Annotated in this window: 20 protein-coding genes; 14 read left to right on the top strand and 6 right to left on the bottom strand. The window is 69.6% G+C overall.

The features are described from left to right. Positions 1-184: 184 nt before the first annotated feature. The 6 genes from IE177_RS15710 to IE177_RS15685 form a co-directional block, all read right to left on the bottom strand. Positions 185-1,141, bottom strand: coding sequence for an RNA polymerase sigma factor SigF (locus IE177_RS15710; protein WP_190015950.1), 957 nt, complete (start codon positions 1,139-1,141; stop codon positions 185-187). A 347-nt stretch (positions 1,142-1,488) separates the two neighbouring features. Next, positions 1,489-2,325 carry an RNA polymerase sigma factor SigF gene (locus IE177_RS15705; protein ID WP_308431565.1) on the bottom strand — a complete coding sequence of 279 codons (837 nt, stop codon included), beginning with the start codon at positions 2,323-2,325 and terminating at the stop codon, positions 1,489-1,491. A gap of 174 nt (positions 2,326-2,499) precedes the next feature. Continuing rightward, positions 2,500-2,793 (bottom strand): Dabb family protein, encoded by a 294-nt coding sequence (locus IE177_RS15700; RefSeq protein WP_190015948.1) that lies wholly within the window; start codon positions 2,791-2,793, stop codon positions 2,500-2,502. Between the two features lie 10 nt (positions 2,794-2,803). Further along, on the bottom strand, positions 2,804-2,983 hold the full coding sequence (locus IE177_RS15695) for a hypothetical protein (protein WP_190015947.1): 180 nt from the start codon (positions 2,981-2,983) through the stop codon (positions 2,804-2,806). A gap of 451 nt (positions 2,984-3,434) precedes the next feature. Next, on the bottom strand, positions 3,435-4,004 hold the full coding sequence (locus tag IE177_RS15690; RefSeq protein ID WP_373305093.1) for a P-loop nucleotide/nucleoside kinase family protein: 570 nt from the start codon (positions 4,002-4,004) through the stop codon (positions 3,435-3,437). Beyond that, positions 4,001-4,759 carry a GntR family transcriptional regulator gene (locus IE177_RS15685; protein ID WP_190015946.1) on the bottom strand — a complete coding sequence of 253 codons (759 nt, stop codon included), beginning with the start codon at positions 4,757-4,759 and terminating at the stop codon, positions 4,001-4,003. The genes IE177_RS15690 and IE177_RS15685 overlap by 4 nt, the downstream gene beginning before the upstream one ends. 458 nt (positions 4,760-5,217) lie before the next feature. On the opposite strand from IE177_RS15685, the gene IE177_RS15680 reads away from it, so the two are divergent. The 14 genes from IE177_RS15680 (at position 5,218) to IE177_RS15615 (ending at position 15,076) form a co-directional block, all read left to right on the top strand. Continuing rightward, positions 5,218-5,484, top strand: a complete 267-nt coding sequence (locus IE177_RS15680) for a DUF6284 family protein (protein WP_190015945.1) — start codon at positions 5,218-5,220, stop codon at positions 5,482-5,484. Then, positions 5,481-5,783: a DUF6303 family protein gene (locus tag IE177_RS15675; protein WP_229816057.1), complete on the top strand. Its 303-nt coding sequence runs from the start codon at positions 5,481-5,483 to the stop codon at positions 5,781-5,783. Before IE177_RS15680 ends, IE177_RS15675 begins: the two co-directional genes overlap by 4 nt. Next, complete coding sequence (locus tag IE177_RS15670) at positions 5,780-6,781, top strand: DUF2637 domain-containing protein (RefSeq protein ID WP_190015944.1); 1,002 nt, start codon at positions 5,780-5,782, stop codon at positions 6,779-6,781. The genes IE177_RS15675 and IE177_RS15670 overlap by 4 nt, the downstream gene beginning before the upstream one ends. Continuing rightward, complete coding sequence (locus IE177_RS15665) at positions 6,778-7,116, top strand: RRQRL motif-containing zinc-binding protein (RefSeq protein ID WP_190015943.1); 339 nt, start codon at positions 6,778-6,780, stop codon at positions 7,114-7,116. Before IE177_RS15670 ends, IE177_RS15665 begins: the two co-directional genes overlap by 4 nt. Beyond that, positions 7,116-7,499: a DUF6251 family protein gene (locus tag IE177_RS15660; RefSeq protein WP_190015942.1), complete on the top strand. Its 384-nt coding sequence runs from the start codon at positions 7,116-7,118 to the stop codon at positions 7,497-7,499. Before IE177_RS15665 ends, IE177_RS15660 begins: the two co-directional genes overlap by 1 nt. A gap of 81 nt (positions 7,500-7,580) precedes the next feature. Beyond that, complete coding sequence (locus IE177_RS15655) at positions 7,581-7,781, top strand: DUF6257 family protein (RefSeq protein WP_190015941.1); 201 nt, start codon at positions 7,581-7,583, stop codon at positions 7,779-7,781. Between the two features lie 90 nt (positions 7,782-7,871). Then, complete coding sequence (locus tag IE177_RS15650) at positions 7,872-9,950, top strand: cell division protein FtsK (RefSeq protein ID WP_190015940.1); 2,079 nt, start codon at positions 7,872-7,874, stop codon at positions 9,948-9,950. Between the two features lie 410 nt (positions 9,951-10,360). After that, positions 10,361-10,549 (top strand): hypothetical protein, encoded by a 189-nt coding sequence (locus IE177_RS15645; protein WP_190015939.1) that lies wholly within the window; start codon positions 10,361-10,363, stop codon positions 10,547-10,549. A gap of 26 nt (positions 10,550-10,575) precedes the next feature. After that, complete coding sequence (locus IE177_RS15640) at positions 10,576-10,749, top strand: hypothetical protein (RefSeq protein ID WP_229816055.1); 174 nt, start codon at positions 10,576-10,578, stop codon at positions 10,747-10,749. 91 nt (positions 10,750-10,840) lie between these two features. Next, on the top strand, positions 10,841-11,746 hold the full coding sequence (locus IE177_RS15635) for a bifunctional DNA primase/polymerase (protein WP_190015937.1): 906 nt from the start codon (positions 10,841-10,843) through the stop codon (positions 11,744-11,746). Continuing rightward, a complete protein-coding gene (locus IE177_RS15630) occupies positions 11,743-12,171 on the top strand; it encodes a hypothetical protein (RefSeq protein ID WP_229816054.1) in 429 nt (142 codons plus the stop codon). Before IE177_RS15635 ends, IE177_RS15630 begins: the two co-directional genes overlap by 4 nt. Then, complete coding sequence (locus tag IE177_RS15625; protein WP_190015936.1) at positions 12,168-13,316, top strand: DUF3631 domain-containing protein; 1,149 nt, start codon at positions 12,168-12,170, stop codon at positions 13,314-13,316. The genes IE177_RS15630 and IE177_RS15625 overlap by 4 nt, the downstream gene beginning before the upstream one ends. 180 nt (positions 13,317-13,496) lie before the next feature. Then, complete coding sequence (locus IE177_RS15620) at positions 13,497-13,730, top strand: excisionase family DNA-binding protein (RefSeq protein ID WP_190015935.1); 234 nt, start codon at positions 13,497-13,499, stop codon at positions 13,728-13,730. A gap of 83 nt (positions 13,731-13,813) precedes the next feature. After that, positions 13,814-15,076, top strand: coding sequence for a tyrosine-type recombinase/integrase (locus IE177_RS15615; RefSeq protein ID WP_190015934.1), 1,263 nt, complete (start codon positions 13,814-13,816; stop codon positions 15,074-15,076). The last annotated feature ends 68 nt before the right edge of the window (positions 15,077-15,144 follow it).

Below are 15,144 nucleotides of genomic sequence, written 5' to 3'. Positions count from 1 at the left end.
CCCCGGACGGAGCTGTCCCGCGCCCGACGTGCCTGCCCAGCCGCGCACGCCGGGCGTCGAGGCGTGCGCGGACGCGGTCCCGGCGGGCCACCGCAGTCCGGGCCGGCGGCCGTTGCCGCGCGGGGACGGACGAAGCCGCCGGCGCTGCCGTGACGGCGCACCGGCGGCCATGGGCCAGAGGGTCTCAGTCGGAGATCAGGCCGTCCCGCAGCTGGGCCAGGGTCCGGGTGAGCAGCCGGGAGACGTGCATCTGCGAGATGCCGACCTCCTCGCCGATCTGCGACTGGGTCATGTTGGCGAAGAACCGCAGCATGATGATCCGGCGCTCCCGGGGCGGAAGCTTGGCCAGCAGCGGCTTCAGCGACTCGCGGTACTCCACGCCCTCCAGTGCCGTGTCCTCGTAGCCGAGGCGGTCGGCGAGCGAGCCCTCGCCGCCGTCGTCCTCCGGGGCCGGGGAGTCGAGGGACGAGGCGGTGTAGGCGTTGCCGACCGCGAGGCCGTCGACCACGTCCTCCTCGGAGACGCCGAGCGCGGCGGCCAGTTCCGTCACCGTCGGGGAGCGGTCCAGCCTCTGGGACAGCTCGTCGCTCGCCTTGGTGAGGGCCAGGCGCAGCTCCTGGAGGCGGCGCGGAACGCGCACCGACCACGAGGTGTCGCGGAAGAAGCGCTTGATCTCGCCGACCACCGTCGGCATCGCGAACGTCGGGAACTCCACGCCCCGCTCGCAGTCGAAGCGGTCGATCGCCTTGATCAGGCCGATGGTGCCGACCTGGACGATGTCCTCCATCGGCTCGTTGCGGCTGCGGAAGCGGGCGGCCGCGTAGCGGACCAGCGGCAGGTTCAGCTCGATCAGCGTGTCCCGGACGTACGCCCGCTCGGGGCTGTCCTCGCCGAGCGCGGCGAGCCGCAGGAAGAGGGAGCGGGACAGGGTGCGGGTGTCGATGTCCGCCGGGGCCGGCAGGGCCGGGGCGGCCTCCACGGGCGCGGCGGCCTCCACGGGCGCGGCGGAGGGGACGGCCGGGGCCGGCACGGCGGCGAGTGCCGTGACGTCGTCGAGCACGTCGAGAGCGTCGAACTCCTTGGGCGCTGTCTCGCTCTTCGTCGGCGTCAGCACCTTCGAGCTGCCCTGTTCTGCGGACATGCCACCCCCTTTGGGTCGCGGGACGGTCGCGGCGGTGCTGCCTTTTCGAGCAACGCAGCCTTCACCTGAATACCGGAGCCGGAGCCCCGGCAAACGCGCTTCCGGCAGAATGTCACATGTCGGCAACACGCTGTAGTGACATGTCGACATGTCACAGGTGAATCGGCCCTGGAAAGAAGGGGTCTGACGCTTTATCGGACCACAACTGTCGGCAACAGCCCTGGTGAGCGATTCGCTCGCACCGGTTACGGCTCGTTCAGGTTTGCGATGCAGCGTTGTGGGGGCCGTGCATCCGTGCGCCCGCTATGCATCGGGTGAACGCCCGGCGTGCTTCGGTCCGACGCCGGCTATGCGTCGATCCGATTTGCGGACCGCAGCCGCTGGAAGCTACGGGCGAGCAGCCGCGAGACGTGCATCTGGGAGACGCCGAGTTCGGCGCTGATCTGGGACTGGGTGAGATTGCTGTAGTAGCGCAGCAGAAGGATTCGCTGTTCCCGCTCGGGGAGTTGCACGAGGAGGTGCCGGACGAGGTCGCGGTGTTCCACGCCGTCCAGGGCCGGGTCCTCGTAGCCGATGCGGTCGAGCAGGCCGGGCAGTCCGTCGCCCTCCTGTGCGGCCTCCAGCGAGGTGGCGTGGTACGAGCGGCCCGCCTCGATGCAGGACAGCACCTCCTCCTCGCTGATCCGCAGCCGCTCGGCGATCTCCGCGGTCGTCGGTGAGCGCCCGAAGGCCGTGGTGAGGTCCTCGGTCGCGCTGTTGACCTGCACCCAGAGCTCGTGCAGCCGGCGCGGTACGTGGACCGTGCGGACGTTGTCCCGGAAGTACCGCTTGATCTCGCCGACCACGGTGGGCATCGCGAAGGTCGGGAACTGCACGCCCCGGTCCGGGTCGAAGCGGTCGATGGCGTTGATCAGCCCGATGGTGCCGACCTGGACCACGTCCTCCATCGGCTCGTTGCGGGAGCGGAAGCGGGCGGCCGCGTAGCGGACGAGCGGGAGGTTGGCCTCGATCAGCGCCCCCCGTACGCGGTCGTGCTCCGGCGTTCCCGGCTTGAGCTGCTTCAGCTCGGCGAAGAGCACCTGGGTGAGGGCCCGAGTGTCGGCCCCGCGGCGTTTTCCGGGGGTTGGAGGGGCCGGGGCGGGCGCATCCTCCTGGGGTGGCGCAGTACTGGCCGACACGGTCAACGCCACCTCTTCATCGGTCAATCATCCGTCAAAAGCGGTCATAGCATCACAAGACAGGTCCGCTGTGTGCAAGCACCGCATAACGCCGTGTTGGGTTCAAATTGCGCCAAGTTGGGCCCCGGGACACACAAAAGCCCCCCGCCGTCACGGCGGGGGGCCGACGGGCCGAAAGACTCAGAACGTGTAGTCGGCGATCACCCAGGTGGCGAACTCGCGCCACAGCGCGACGCCCGCCTGGTGCGCCGGGTGCTCCAGGTAGCGCTTGAGCGCGTCGGCGTCCTCGACGGCGGAGTTGATCGCGAAGTCGTAGGCGATCGGACGGTCGCTGATGTTCCAGGCGCACTCCCAGAAGCGCAGCTCCTCGATCTGGCCGCCGAGGGCCCGGAAGGCCTCCACGCCCGCCACGACCCGTGGATCGTCGCGCTCGACGCCCTCGTTGAGCTTGAAGAGGACCAGGTGGCGGATCATGGGGAGTACCTCAGCTCTTTCCTCCGTTGGCGGCCCAGGTCATGAAGTCGCCTATGGCCTTGGCCGCGTCCGAGATGCCCTCGAAGCCTACCTGTACGTAATCGGCCGCCTTGGCCGGATCCGTGATGATCACGTACAGCGCGAAGACCGCCAGCGCGTACACGGCGATCTTCTTGGCGTTCACCGCCACCGCGGCCTCCCCTGTGCCTGCTGCGAATCTTCGGCGCCTGCCGCCGGCGGTGAGTTTATCCGCCCGATCGTCCGTTCCGGTGAGGGTGCTGTGTGCGAGCGCGGAGCGCCGGGGCGGGGCCGCGTTCCGGCCCCGGCCTGCGGTCCACCGGAATCAGGGCCGAGCCGGGGTGAGTTCAGGGCGACGGGACGGGACTCCAGGGCGCACGCGAAGGGCCCGGTCCATCGGACCGGGCCCTTCGTCGGAGCGGTAGCGGAGGGATTTGAACCCTCGGTGACTTGCGCCACACTCGCTTTCGAGGTCTGTTCGTGCTGGTCAGAGCGCTATCCGTGGGCGTTCAGCCTCGTTCATTCCCGTACTCTCGCCCGTCGCGCGGACTGAGATGGACGGCTCCGGACGGGGGTGAATGAGACGGAAACTGAGACGGAGCGCCACCCGGCTGACCTGCGCATCAGTCGGTTGAGTGCCGAGAGTGTGAGGCGTCCAGGGCCGCGATTACGGCCGCCGTATCGCCGTCGTACAGCAGGTGCGGTTCGTCTGCCTCTGGCGGGATGAACCGGGTGCGGTACCGCTGGAGGTCGCTCTCTGAGAAGTAGATGGCGTTCGGATCATCCTCGTGGAACTCGTTGCGCTTGCTGATCCTGGCCCAAAGCTCATCGTGACTCGCTGCGAGGTAGACGAGTACAGGAACGGCGCCGACGTCGGTGGCGATGGCTCGCCACTTGTTCCGATCCTCGGGGGTCCAAAAGCCGTGGTCAACGACGACGTCGTGTCCAGCCTTGAGCTGTTCCCGCAGCTCCGCCGCCACGTCTTCGAGGACCGGACGCTCAAGGGTGGGGAAGGTGCCGCGGGGGAAGTCCACGCCGTAGACGCCATGCCGGCGGTACATCTCTTCGTCCGGGCAGAGCCGCACGAAGCCACGGGCGGTGAGTGCGCGGGAGAGGGTGGTTTTACCGGAGCCGGGGAGGCCGGCCATCAGGACACAGAACGGCGGACGTGGTGTGCCACCCGTGACCGTCACGTGGTTACCTCCGATTCCGTGCGCCAGGTGCGGCCCGGACCTCCGAGGTCCACGCCGTATTCCACGATGTTGCCCTCAGCGTCAACGAACTGCGCTGTCATCACGACTACTGGTTCCGCTGACAGGTCATCCGGGTCAAGCTCCAGAAGCCGTGCGTCGTCCGGCGTAAGGAGTCGGGCCGATGCGGTGTCGATGCGGTGACTAATGGGGTGGCCGGTCGCTTGGGCAATGAGCTGTAGTGACGTTCCCCCCGTCAGGCGCTCACTCGCCGCTAGCTGGGGGATCAGCTTCCCGTACCGAGCGGGGATCCAGGACGTGCTGTGGGCCACGATTCCGTGGCGGTCTCTGTAGACCCGGCTCCGACGAACCACGTCGGACCCCGGCTCAATGTCCAGAGCTTGGGCCACCTCGGCGGGTGCCGGCACCACGGCGGCCTGATGCGAGTCTGACCTTTCACCCTGCCCCCAACTGGAACCGGTTCGGCGTCCTCGGTCCTGGCGCTGGGACCCTGACGACATCGAAGTAGGTCGGTCCAGAACCTCTGTCCCGATGCCGTGGATACCTCGTACAAGGCCGTCGTTGCGCAGCTTGCGCAGTGCCTTCTCAGCGGTGGCGGTGCTTACTTTCCACTCTTCCGCCAGGTTCTTGATGCTCGGCAGAAGTGCCCCCGGCTGTAGCTGACCAGACGCAATCAGCTCCGTGTAGTGGGCTGCGATCTTCGCGTACGGCGCCCGATTGTCGGCCTGGCCTGCCATGTCGCCCGCTCCCTGTCGTGACTTCCCTGAGGTTCCCTAGCTTACCGCTTGACACCGCAGGGAACCCTAGGGAACCTTAGGGATGTGCCCGTCGGGCGGTCTTTCCAGACCGGCGGGTGTCGGACCTCGACGTGCCTGGCTGCAATCCGGGCTTGTCGGGGCCAAGGGGCCCGGGACAGAGCGGGCCGAGGGACCCGGACCCCTGGTCAACCGGAGGGCTCAGACCGAAAGGTCACGTCTCCATACGCCTGAAACGGGAGCCCGTGTTCCCGAAGGAGACACCAGCACCACCACGACTTCCGCAGTGCTTGCCGCTGCGGCCGGTTGCCTCCGTTGCTCGTCTCGTACGAGCAGCGCTGAGGGGAGCCGGATGTTCCGACTTCAACGGCGCGCGGCCCCGGTGCTCGAACACCGGGGCCGCTGTTCGGGCCGTTCCTGTGTGAGAGGAACCAGACCCAATGAGCCACATCGTTACTGTTCAGGACGCTGTTACTGCGTTCGCCGACTTCATGGAGCCGACGGACGCGGAGCTGGACGCGATCGAGTTGGAGATGCCCGCGATCCTCGCGGACGTCGAGCTGCTCGACGCGCAGATCACCACCCTGGACCGCACCCCGACCGAGCTGGACGCCCGCCGTATCCGCCGGGCCCGCCGCCGGGTGCTGGCCGCGCGTCGCGCGCTGGCCAACCACGCTGCGGACGCAGGCCGGGGCGGTGCGGCGTGAGGGAGCAGGAGGCGGCGCGGGAGTTCACCGCGCAGATGTCCGTACGGGACGGCCGGTGGCGGCTGTACGTCGTGCTTCTCGGCACGACCGAGCGGTGGCCGGAGGTCACGTTCGGCCGGCGCCGCCCGGTGCCGACACTCACCGAGCGTTCACGGGCGCTCAACCGACTCGGGTTCGAACCGGTCGTGGGCGGTGAGTGGGCGTGGTCGGAGGACAGCGAGATTCCCGACGACCCCACCACCGTGGTCGTTCTGATCGCCGCCACCCGGGTGCGTTCATGGGCGGGGGTGGTCGCGTGAACGCCGAGCCCGTCCGCTCAGCCGAGCGGGCCCTGTCGGCCGGGACGTGGCTGATCGTGGCGGGAGCGATGTTGTATTCGGTCCTCACCGTGACCCCGCTCGCGGCCCAGCACACCCCGGATCGGTGGGACTGGACCGCGCCGATCCTGCCGCTGGTGGTGGACGCCGCGGTGGTCATCGTGGTCCGGCTGGACGCGGTGCTCGCCCGGCTCGGGGGACACGGCGGCCGGTGGCCCATCGCCCTGCGGTGGATGACCGGCTGCATGACCCTGGCCCTTAACGTCGCAGACTCCGCCCTCCAAAACGACCTGGTAGGCGTCGCCGTGCACGCGGTCGCGCCGCTCCTGCTCATCGTCACCGCCGAGACCGGGCTCGCCTACCGACGCGCGATCGCCGCCGCCGTGACGCGGCTGGAGGCCGAGCAGCGCGCCGAGCGGGAAGCCCGGGAACGGGCCGCAGTCGAGCACCGTGAGGCGGCGGACCGGCGGGCCCGGGAGGAACGCGAGCACGCGGCGCAGTTGCTGCGTGAACAGCGTGAGCATGAGGCCCGGCTCGCCCGTGAGCAGACCGAGCGTGAGGAAGCCGCCCGCCGTGCGGAGCGGGCCGAGCGGGAGGCGCGGGAGCGGGCGGAGCGGGAGGCTCGTGAACGCCGTGAGCGAGAGCGTGAACAGCAGCAGCGCGAGCGTGAACGCGTCGAGCGGGAGGCCGCTCAGCGTCGTGAACGTGAGCGGCTGGAGCGCGAGAAGGAAGCGCGCCGGCAGCAGCAGGAGCGGGCCGAGCGTGAACGCCGTGAACGCGCCGCGCTGCTGTCCGCCGGGCCGGTGAGCGAGAAGCTTCCCGAGGACCGGGCCCGCATGGTGGTGCATGCGGCGTTCGGTGAAGGGCTGCCGGTGCGGGCGGCGGCGGAGCTGTGCGGCTGGTCGGTTGGCTGGGTCTCCGCCCGCTACGCCGAGCACCGCGACGGCACTGGACTCGTCCTTGAGACCGCGTCGTCGTGAGCGCACTGCCCGTCTACCGGTGGCGGCTCGCCCCGGATGGGTTGGCCACTCGTCGGCAGCTCCGTGCGATGGGGCTGCGGCCCGGTGGTCAGGACGTGGCCGCCGAACTTCAGCGGCCTCGCCGTGGGCGGGGACCGCTGGTCGCCTACCTCTACCGCGTCGACCGCGCCCGACCCATCCGCCCAATGACCCCGGCCCGCATGGAGGCACTGGCCAAGGCCAACCGCGCACGACGCACCTGCCCCACCTGCCGGCGCGATGCCGGATACGTCATCCCCGCCGCGCTCGGCACCTGCGTGCCCTGCGCCGACACTTCGCCCGTGGGAGGTTCCTGATGGACTCCGAGCGCCTTCCCGTCCCTGGCGTCATCCGCCTACCGGACGGCCGATTCGTCTACGACGACACTCCCACCCCTGTCGTCCCGCAGCACCAGGCAGTTCCGTCTGTGGTGGTGCAACACATCCACCAGGCACCGCCGGACCGCACCGTGCAGCGCATCGCGCTCGGCTCCGGGGTCGGGGCCGGCACGGTGGCCGCCGGGGTCTACTTCGGTCCGCTGCTGGTCGGTGTCCTCACTGCCATGGCCGCCAACCTGGCGCTGCTGGCCCTGATCGCGGCCGTGTGCGCGTGGGGTGTCGTCACCGTCGTCCGCTCGGTGGGCGGCGAGGACGGCAAGCGTGCCGCGAGCAGCCTCCGTCGCGCCCGCGGTCGTCGCTGACGCTTGCCTGCGGCCCCCGGGAGACGCGTCCCCGGGGGCCGTGGGGAGCCGGACAGCCCGGCCCGGAACGGAGATGCAGCCGTGAGCAGCAACCAGCAGCCCCGCCTCACCGCCGGTGAAAAGGCTCAGCTCGCCTGGTACGTCGCCCGGATGGCCAAGCGCGGAATTGCCGACGATCGCCAGTACGGCGGCCGGGTCGACCAGAGCGACCTGCAGCGCAAGTTCGACCGCGTCATCGAGCAGGCCCGCAAGCGCGAGGAGCGCGCCCGCAAGGGCAAGTAGCAACGCCCCGGGGGCGGTCGTCCCGGCCAAGGAAACAGGCCGCCCCCGGGCCACCCACCACCCTCTTTTGAGCAGCAGGGAGCACCAAGCATGGCTGACAGCACGTCGGGCCCGCACCTGCGGCCCGTACCCGACACCGACCCCGACGACGTCCCGGTGGCTCCGGTCGCGGTCGATAACCCGGCACTGCCGGACCCGAAGGTCCGTGTGGAAAAGCGCAAGCCGGTCCTTGCCGGATGGCTCACCAACCGGCGCGACTTCCTCGCCACCGCCCGCCACACCGGCGCGAACGTCGGATACGCCGCTCTCTATCACGGGGTCCGCGTGCCGGTGTATGCCGGACGCCTCGCCCTCATGGCTCCCCGGGGCGCGTGCCGGTTCGTCGCGGCGACGAACCGGTGGGTGTGGGACCGCGAGGCCGCTCCCTTGCGGGAGTTCGCCGTCCGTACGGAGGACGTTGAGGAGTACATGCGCCTGGCCCGGCTCCGATCGGGCCGCATCCGCCTGCGTGGCCTGGTCACACTGGTCGCGACCGTGTTCGGTCTAGGTTTCGCCCTCTACCTGTACGTCCTCGCCCCCGCCTACCTGTACGCGTTCGCGGCCGGCGGGGTGCTGCTGCTCGGCATGGGTGGACAGCAGCCTGACGCCCCGGTCGTGGGCCCGGCGGTGCTGAAGACCGAGGTGCAAAAGCTCACCGGCTCCATCGTCCTGCGCGGCCTGGACTCCATCGGCAACGCGAAGATCACCGCCGCGATTAAGAAGGGCGGTGACATGAACGGCCTGCGGTTCGTCTCGGAGATTGTCCGGGACGGGCCCGGCTACCGCGCCGACCTGGACCTTCCCTACGGCGTGACGCCGGAGGACATCATGGAGGCCCGCAAGCCGCTGGCGTCCGGCCTGCGTCGTAAGACCGGCTGCGTGTGGCCCTCCCCCGACCCCGAGCAGCATGAGGGGCGCCTGGTGCTGTGGGTGGGGGACAAGCCGATGAACGAGACCACCAAACCCGCCTGGCCGCTGGCTAAGTCCGGGACGGTGGATCTGTTCCGGCCGGTGGTGTTCGGCAACGACCAGCGCATGCGGGATGTGTCCGTGACCCTCATGTTCGCGTCCGTCGTCGTCGGCTCCATCCCCCGAATGGGCAAGACCTTCCTCATGCGGCTGTTCCTGCTGATCGCCGCACTCGACCCGCGCGCCGAAGTCCACGCGTTCGACTTCAAGGGCACCGGCGACTTCGGCGCGCTGGAACCGGTCTGTCACCGCTACCGCGCAGGCGAGGAAGACGAGGACATCGAGTATGTCCTCGAATCGCTGCGGGAGCTGAAAGAGGAACTGCGACGCCGGGCGAAGGTCATCAAGTCACTGCCCCGTACGCGGTGCCCGGAGTCGAAGGTCACCCCCGAACTCGCCGGTGACCAGAGTCTCGGTCTGCACCCGATCGTGGTCGGGTTCGACGAGTGCCAGGTGCCGTTCGAGCACGAGGAGTACGGCAAGGAGATCGAGGCGATCTGCACCGACCTGGTCAAGCGCGGTCCCGCCCTGGGGATCGTGGCCATGTTCGGCACTCAGCGCCCCGACGCCAAGTCCCTCCCGACAGGGATCAGCGCCAACGCCGTCCTGCGGTTCTGCCTGAAGGTCATGGGGCAGCCCGCCAACGACATGGTGCTGGGCACGTCGATGTACAAGTCGGGGTACCGGGCGACGATGTTCTCCCGCTCCGACCGAGGCATCTGCTGGATGGCCGGGGAAGGGGACGACCCGCGCATCGTCGCGTCCGCGTTCGTGGACGCGGTCGCCGCCGAACGCATCGTCGCCCGTGCCCGCAAAGCCCGCGAGGACTACGGCAACGTCACCGGCCACGCCATCGGCAAGGGCCCGGAGACCACCGGGACCGGGTCCGACATCCTCGCGGACGTCCTGGACGTCATCGCCGACGACGAGAAGGCCGTGTGGTGCGAGCGCATCGCCGTCCGACTCACCGCCGCCCGCCCCGACACCTACGCCGGATGGCAAGGCGAGAACGTCACCGCCGCACTCAAGCCCTGGGGCATCAAACCGGGCCAGGTGTGGGGGCAGACCGACGACGGCGAGGGCGCCAACCGGCGCGGCATCAAGCGCGCCGACATCACCGCCGCGATTACACGGCGTAACGCCGATCGGGCCGCCGCCTAACCCGAGCAACGCTGCTAGACCTAGCAGCCGCCACCGCTAGGTCTAGCAACCCCACTAGCGCCCTATCGGGCCACTGATCAGCGCACTAGCGCCTAGCGGCCCACCTGCGAAAACACCCCGAAACTGCCCTGGGAAGGGATGTGAGCCCCCGTGGCTCTCGCTAGCCTCACCATCCTGCTAACCCTCGCCGGTTACGCAGTGTTATGTGTGGTCAAGCCGTTCGCGCCGTGCCGGAAGTGCTCCGGGACCGGCGTCCGGCAGGCCCGCCGCACGGTCAAGCTGTGCCGCCGCTGCCGTGGGCAGCGCTACCGGCTCCGCATCGGCCGCCGCCTGCACAACACCGGACGCGACATCCACCGCGCCGGCACCCGACGAACCCACCGCCACAACTCCGACAGGGGGTTCACGTCATGGCCGTGACCGTCTCGCTCGTCTCCGTGTTCGGCCTGGTCCTATTCTTTCTGCTGCGCTCCCACAGCCTCACCCCGGGCGCGGCGTTCGCCGCCGTGATGTTCGGCTTTTTCCTCGCCTCCTCCGGCGCGGCCGGACCAATCAACGAGATGACCGCCGCCATCGTCCACGCCATCCCCAGCCGGTGACCGCGCCCGGCACGTTCGAAATCCGCGTGATCTGTGCCCCCGAGGACATCGACCGCATCACGGCCGCCCTCGCCGGCGCGTTCACCACCGGTCCGGCACGGGCCTATCCGACCCGGGACCGCACACGCATTCGGCTCTACCTCACCGCCACCGACCGGGCGCCCACCCCGACACAGCGGCTCGCACAGTCGGACCACTAGACCGCACGACCAAGGGCGGCCCCCCTCTCGCCAAAGAAACGGGGCCGCCCTTGTCACCCAGCCCGCTCAAATCGAACTGGAGGCATCCAGCATGACCCATGACACCCAAGCCGCGCTGTTCCGTGCAGCCTTAACCGCTGCCGAGCGCGGCTGGCACGTCTTCCCCCTCCGTCCCGGCAGCAAGCCCCCCGCCCTGCACGGCGAGAAGTCGTGCACCCACACGGGCGAGTGCGCCCGCGGGCACGTGAAATGGGAACAGCGGGCGACCACCGACTCCGGCCGCATCCGTGCCGCCTGGTCCCGGGCGCCGTTCAACGTCGGCATCGCCACGGGCCCTTCGGGGTTGGTCGTGGTCGACCTGGACCTGCCCAAGGACAAGAGCAGTTCGGACGCGCCTAGCGGCGCGACAACCTTTGCAGCGCTCTGCGAGCGCGCCGGGCACGCCGTCCCCGACACCTACCGGGTGCGGACCGCGAGCGGTGGTGAGCACCTGTACTTCACCGCCCCTGCCGGGGTGAGGCTGGGCAACACCGCGGGCACCGTCGCCGATTCGGTCGACACCCGCGCATGGGGCGGATACGTCGTAGCCGCCGGCAGCACCACCCCCGCCGGAAAGTACGAGGCGCTGAGCGCCCCTGAGACGGCCGTACTGCCCCCGTGGCTGCAAGCCATCCTGCAACCGGCCCCCAGGGCGTCTCAGACGCCTTCGGTGGCTGTAGTGGGGCAATCCCGCCGATACGCGGACAGGGCGCTCGCCAATGAAGCGCGAAACGTGGCTATGGCCCAAGTTGGCGAGCGTGAAAGCAAGTTGTTCCGTGCCGCGCGCGCTCTGGGGCGGCTCGTCGCGTGGGGCGACCTCCCCCGGCACGTGGTCGAGCAGGCTCTTCAGGAGGCGGGGGAGTCCGTGGGACTGTCGCCGGCCGAGTGCCGCTCGACCCTGCGCAGCGCTCTGAACTGGTCCATCGCCCACAACCAGGTACACCGGGAGACGGCATGAGCACCCCTCCCCGCCCCCGCCTGAAGAGCATCACCGCCACCCCCGCCACGCCCGCCGCCGAACCGGCCGCGCCCCGCCCGGCCGTGGGCGGGCCGAAGGGCGCCGCCCGCAAGGGCGTCGTAACTGCCTTTCGCTCTGACCGGTTCCAGAGCGACGAGGCACGCCGCAACGCGGAGGATCCCACTGCGGAGCGGCCCGGTATCCGCATTTACGCCCCACCGGTCTACCGCCACCACTGGGACGGCGCCCGCTGGTCCACACGGCCCGGCGACACCCCCACCGCCGCCTACGCCTGCGCCTGCGGACAGACCGGCATCGCCACCGGCACCCGCGACGTAACGGCGCTGGTCGCTGAGTACGAGGCCCACAAGTCCGCCTGTACCGGAGAGCCCGCCGCACCCACGGAAGGGAAGGACGCCGCATGACCCCCACGCCCATCGACGGGGCCGCGCTGCTGGACGAGGTGGAAGCCTTCCACCGCCGCTTCAACGTCTTCCCCACCGATGCCGCGTTCGTCGCGGTCGCGCTGTGGGACGCGCACGCCCACCTGCTCGACTGCTTCGACTCCACTCCCCGCATTGCCTTCCTGTCCCCCGAACCGGGGTCGGGCAAGACGCGGGCACTGGAGATCGTGGAAACCCTTGTGCCGCAGCCAATGACGGCGGTGAACGCCTCCGCCGCCGCACTGTTCCGTTCCGTCTCCAGCGGTAACGGCAAGCCGACGATCCTGTTCGATGAGATCGACACCGTCTTCGGCCCCAAGGCGGGGGACAACGAGGAGCTGCGCGGGTTCCTCAACGCCGGACACCGCCGGACCGGAGTCACCTACCGGTGCATCGGAGACGGCGGACAGCAGACCGTACAAGCGTTCCCGTCGTACTGCGCGGTCGCGGTCGCCGGTCTCGGCTCCCTGCCCGACACGATCCTGAGTCGGTCCGTCATCATCCGCATGCGGCGCCGCGCCAGGAACGAAAAGGTGGAGCCCTTCCGGGCCCGCATCCACGAAGCGGAGGGACACAAGCTCCGTGACCGGCTCGCCACGTGGGCGGAGCAAGCCCGCGGGTCCGTGCTGGGCGCGTGGCCGAACATGCCCGACGGGGTGACCGACCGGCCGGCGGACGTGTGGGAACCCCTGCTCGCCGTCGCCGACGCCGCCGGAGGGGACTGGCCCAAGCGGGCCCGCGCCGCCTGCGTGTCCCTGGTCACCGCGTCCAAGGCCAACGACAAAGGCAGCATCGGCGTTCGCCTGCTCACCGACCTGCGCGACCAGGTACTGGTCGGCATCGATCGCCTGCCCACGGTCGCCATCCTTGACCGACTCAACGCCATGGACGACGCGCCATGGGCCGACCTCGGAGGTAAACCGCTCGACAGCCGGCGCCTGTCCAAGATGCTCGCGGAGTACATGACGGCAGACAACGAGCCCATCGCCTCCCGCAACATCAAGGCCGCCGGAAGCGTCCTCAAGGGCTACTACGCCGCCGATCTCTGGGACGCATGGGCCCGCTACTGCCCCCCGCCCCCGGAAAGTCCGCTACCTCCGCTACCCGGCACCGAAAACGCCGCCTGACCAGCAACAACGCGGTAGCGGCAACGGGCATCCGGAGCCGCTACCGCGCCGCTACCCATCCGCTACCGCTACCTGTCCCGCTACCTCAAACAGGGCCCCTGACCTGCGAGGTAGCGGCGGTAGCGGAAGTAGCGGTTCTCAGAGGTACCCCCCGAAGGACCAACCCAGAGGAGACCTCACGTGAGCATCGCCATCGTGGACACCACGCCTCTCGCTGAGGCCAACGACACGGCCCCCGTTCTCCTGACCGTCGAAGAAGCCGCCCGCTGCCTCCGGATCGGTCGGACCACCTGCTTCTCCCTCATCCGCACCGGGGAGCTGGAGTCTCTGATGGTCGGCGGACTGAGGCGCGTCCCCGCCGACGCTCCGGCCGCCTACCTTGCCCGCCGTCGCGCTGAGCGGCAGGCGGCCTGACCTATCCCTCTCACCGGAGCGCTGCCCACGTGGGGTGGCGCTCCGGTCGTTTTCGCTCGCCTCAACCTCAAGGGAGTCCGCCCGTGGCGGAAGACAAGAAGCGCACCCGACAGCCCAACGGCCGCAGCTCCATCTACCAGGGCAGTGACGGTAAGTGGCACGGCCGCGTAACCGTAGGCATCCGTGACGATGGCAAGCCGGACCGCCGCCACGTCGAACGCAAGAACCGCGCTGAGGTGACCGCTGCAGTCCGTGAGTTGGAGCGACAGCGCGACGCGAAAGCCATCAGGAAGGCGGGCCGCCCGTGGACCGTCAAGACGTGGCTCACTCACTGGGTCGAGAACATCGCCCCGCTCGCGGTGAACGAGAACACCATGGTCGGGTACGGCGTCGCCGTGCGGAAGCACTTGATCCCCGCCCTTGGCGCTCATCGGCTGGACAAGCTGAGGCCGGAGTACATCGAGAATTTCTACGGGCGCATGGTCGCCGACGGTCGTAAGGCGGGCACGATCCACCAAATTCACCGGACCTTCCGTACGGCGCTGAACGAGGCGGTACGGCGTGGCCACCTCGCCCGGAATCCCGTCCAACTGGCGAAGGCGCCCCGCGTCAGCGAAGAGGAGATCGAGCCCTACACCGTCGAAGAGGTGCAACGGCTGTTGCGAGCGGCCGATGACCGGCGGAACTCCGCACGATGGGCGGTCGCGCTCGCCCTCGGCCTCAGGCAGGGCGAGGCACTCGGCCTCAAGTGGTCGGATGTGGACCTGGACCGGAGCGTCCTGATGGTCCGGCGGAGCCGCCGTCGGCCGCGCTACGCCCACGGATGCGGGGAGACTTGCGGGAGGAAAGCCGGGTATTGCCCGGAGCGTCAGCGGACCAACCCGGAGACGGCTGACACAAAGTCTCGCGCCGGACGGCGAGCCGTGGGGTTGCCCTCCCAGCTCGTAGACCTCCTGCGCACCCACCAGGCCAAGCAGCAGGCCGAGCGCGCGGCGGCCGGCGGCGACTGGGTGGACGAAGGATGGCTCTTCGCTACGCCGACCGGGCGCGGCACATCACCCCGGACGGACTACGACGACTGGAAGGAGTTGCTTGCCGACGCGAAAGTCCGAGACGGCCGACTGCACGACGCGCGCCACACCGCGGCAACCGTCCTCTTGATCCTCGGGGTCTCGGAGCGTGCCGTCATGGGGCTCATGGGCTGGTCCACGACTGCCATGGCCGCGCGGTACCAGCACATGGTGGACTCCGTGCGCAGCGACGTCGCCCGACAGGTCGACGGGCTGATCTGGAAGCCGGATGACGACGATGGTGGTCTCGCCGGCGCGCTTGTTCCTACTGGCTGAAGCCGGGACGAAGGGGCGGCCCGTGACAGCTGCCCCTTCGTACACACAGGGCGGTGGCGGATTGGCCC

Source organism: Streptomyces lucensis JCM 4490 (assembly GCF_014650035.1).
GTDB lineage: Bacteria > Actinomycetota > Actinomycetes > Streptomycetales > Streptomycetaceae > Streptomyces > Streptomyces lucensis.
Note: the sequence above shows the minus strand (reverse complement) of the source record. Positions and strands in the feature narration are given on the sequence as shown.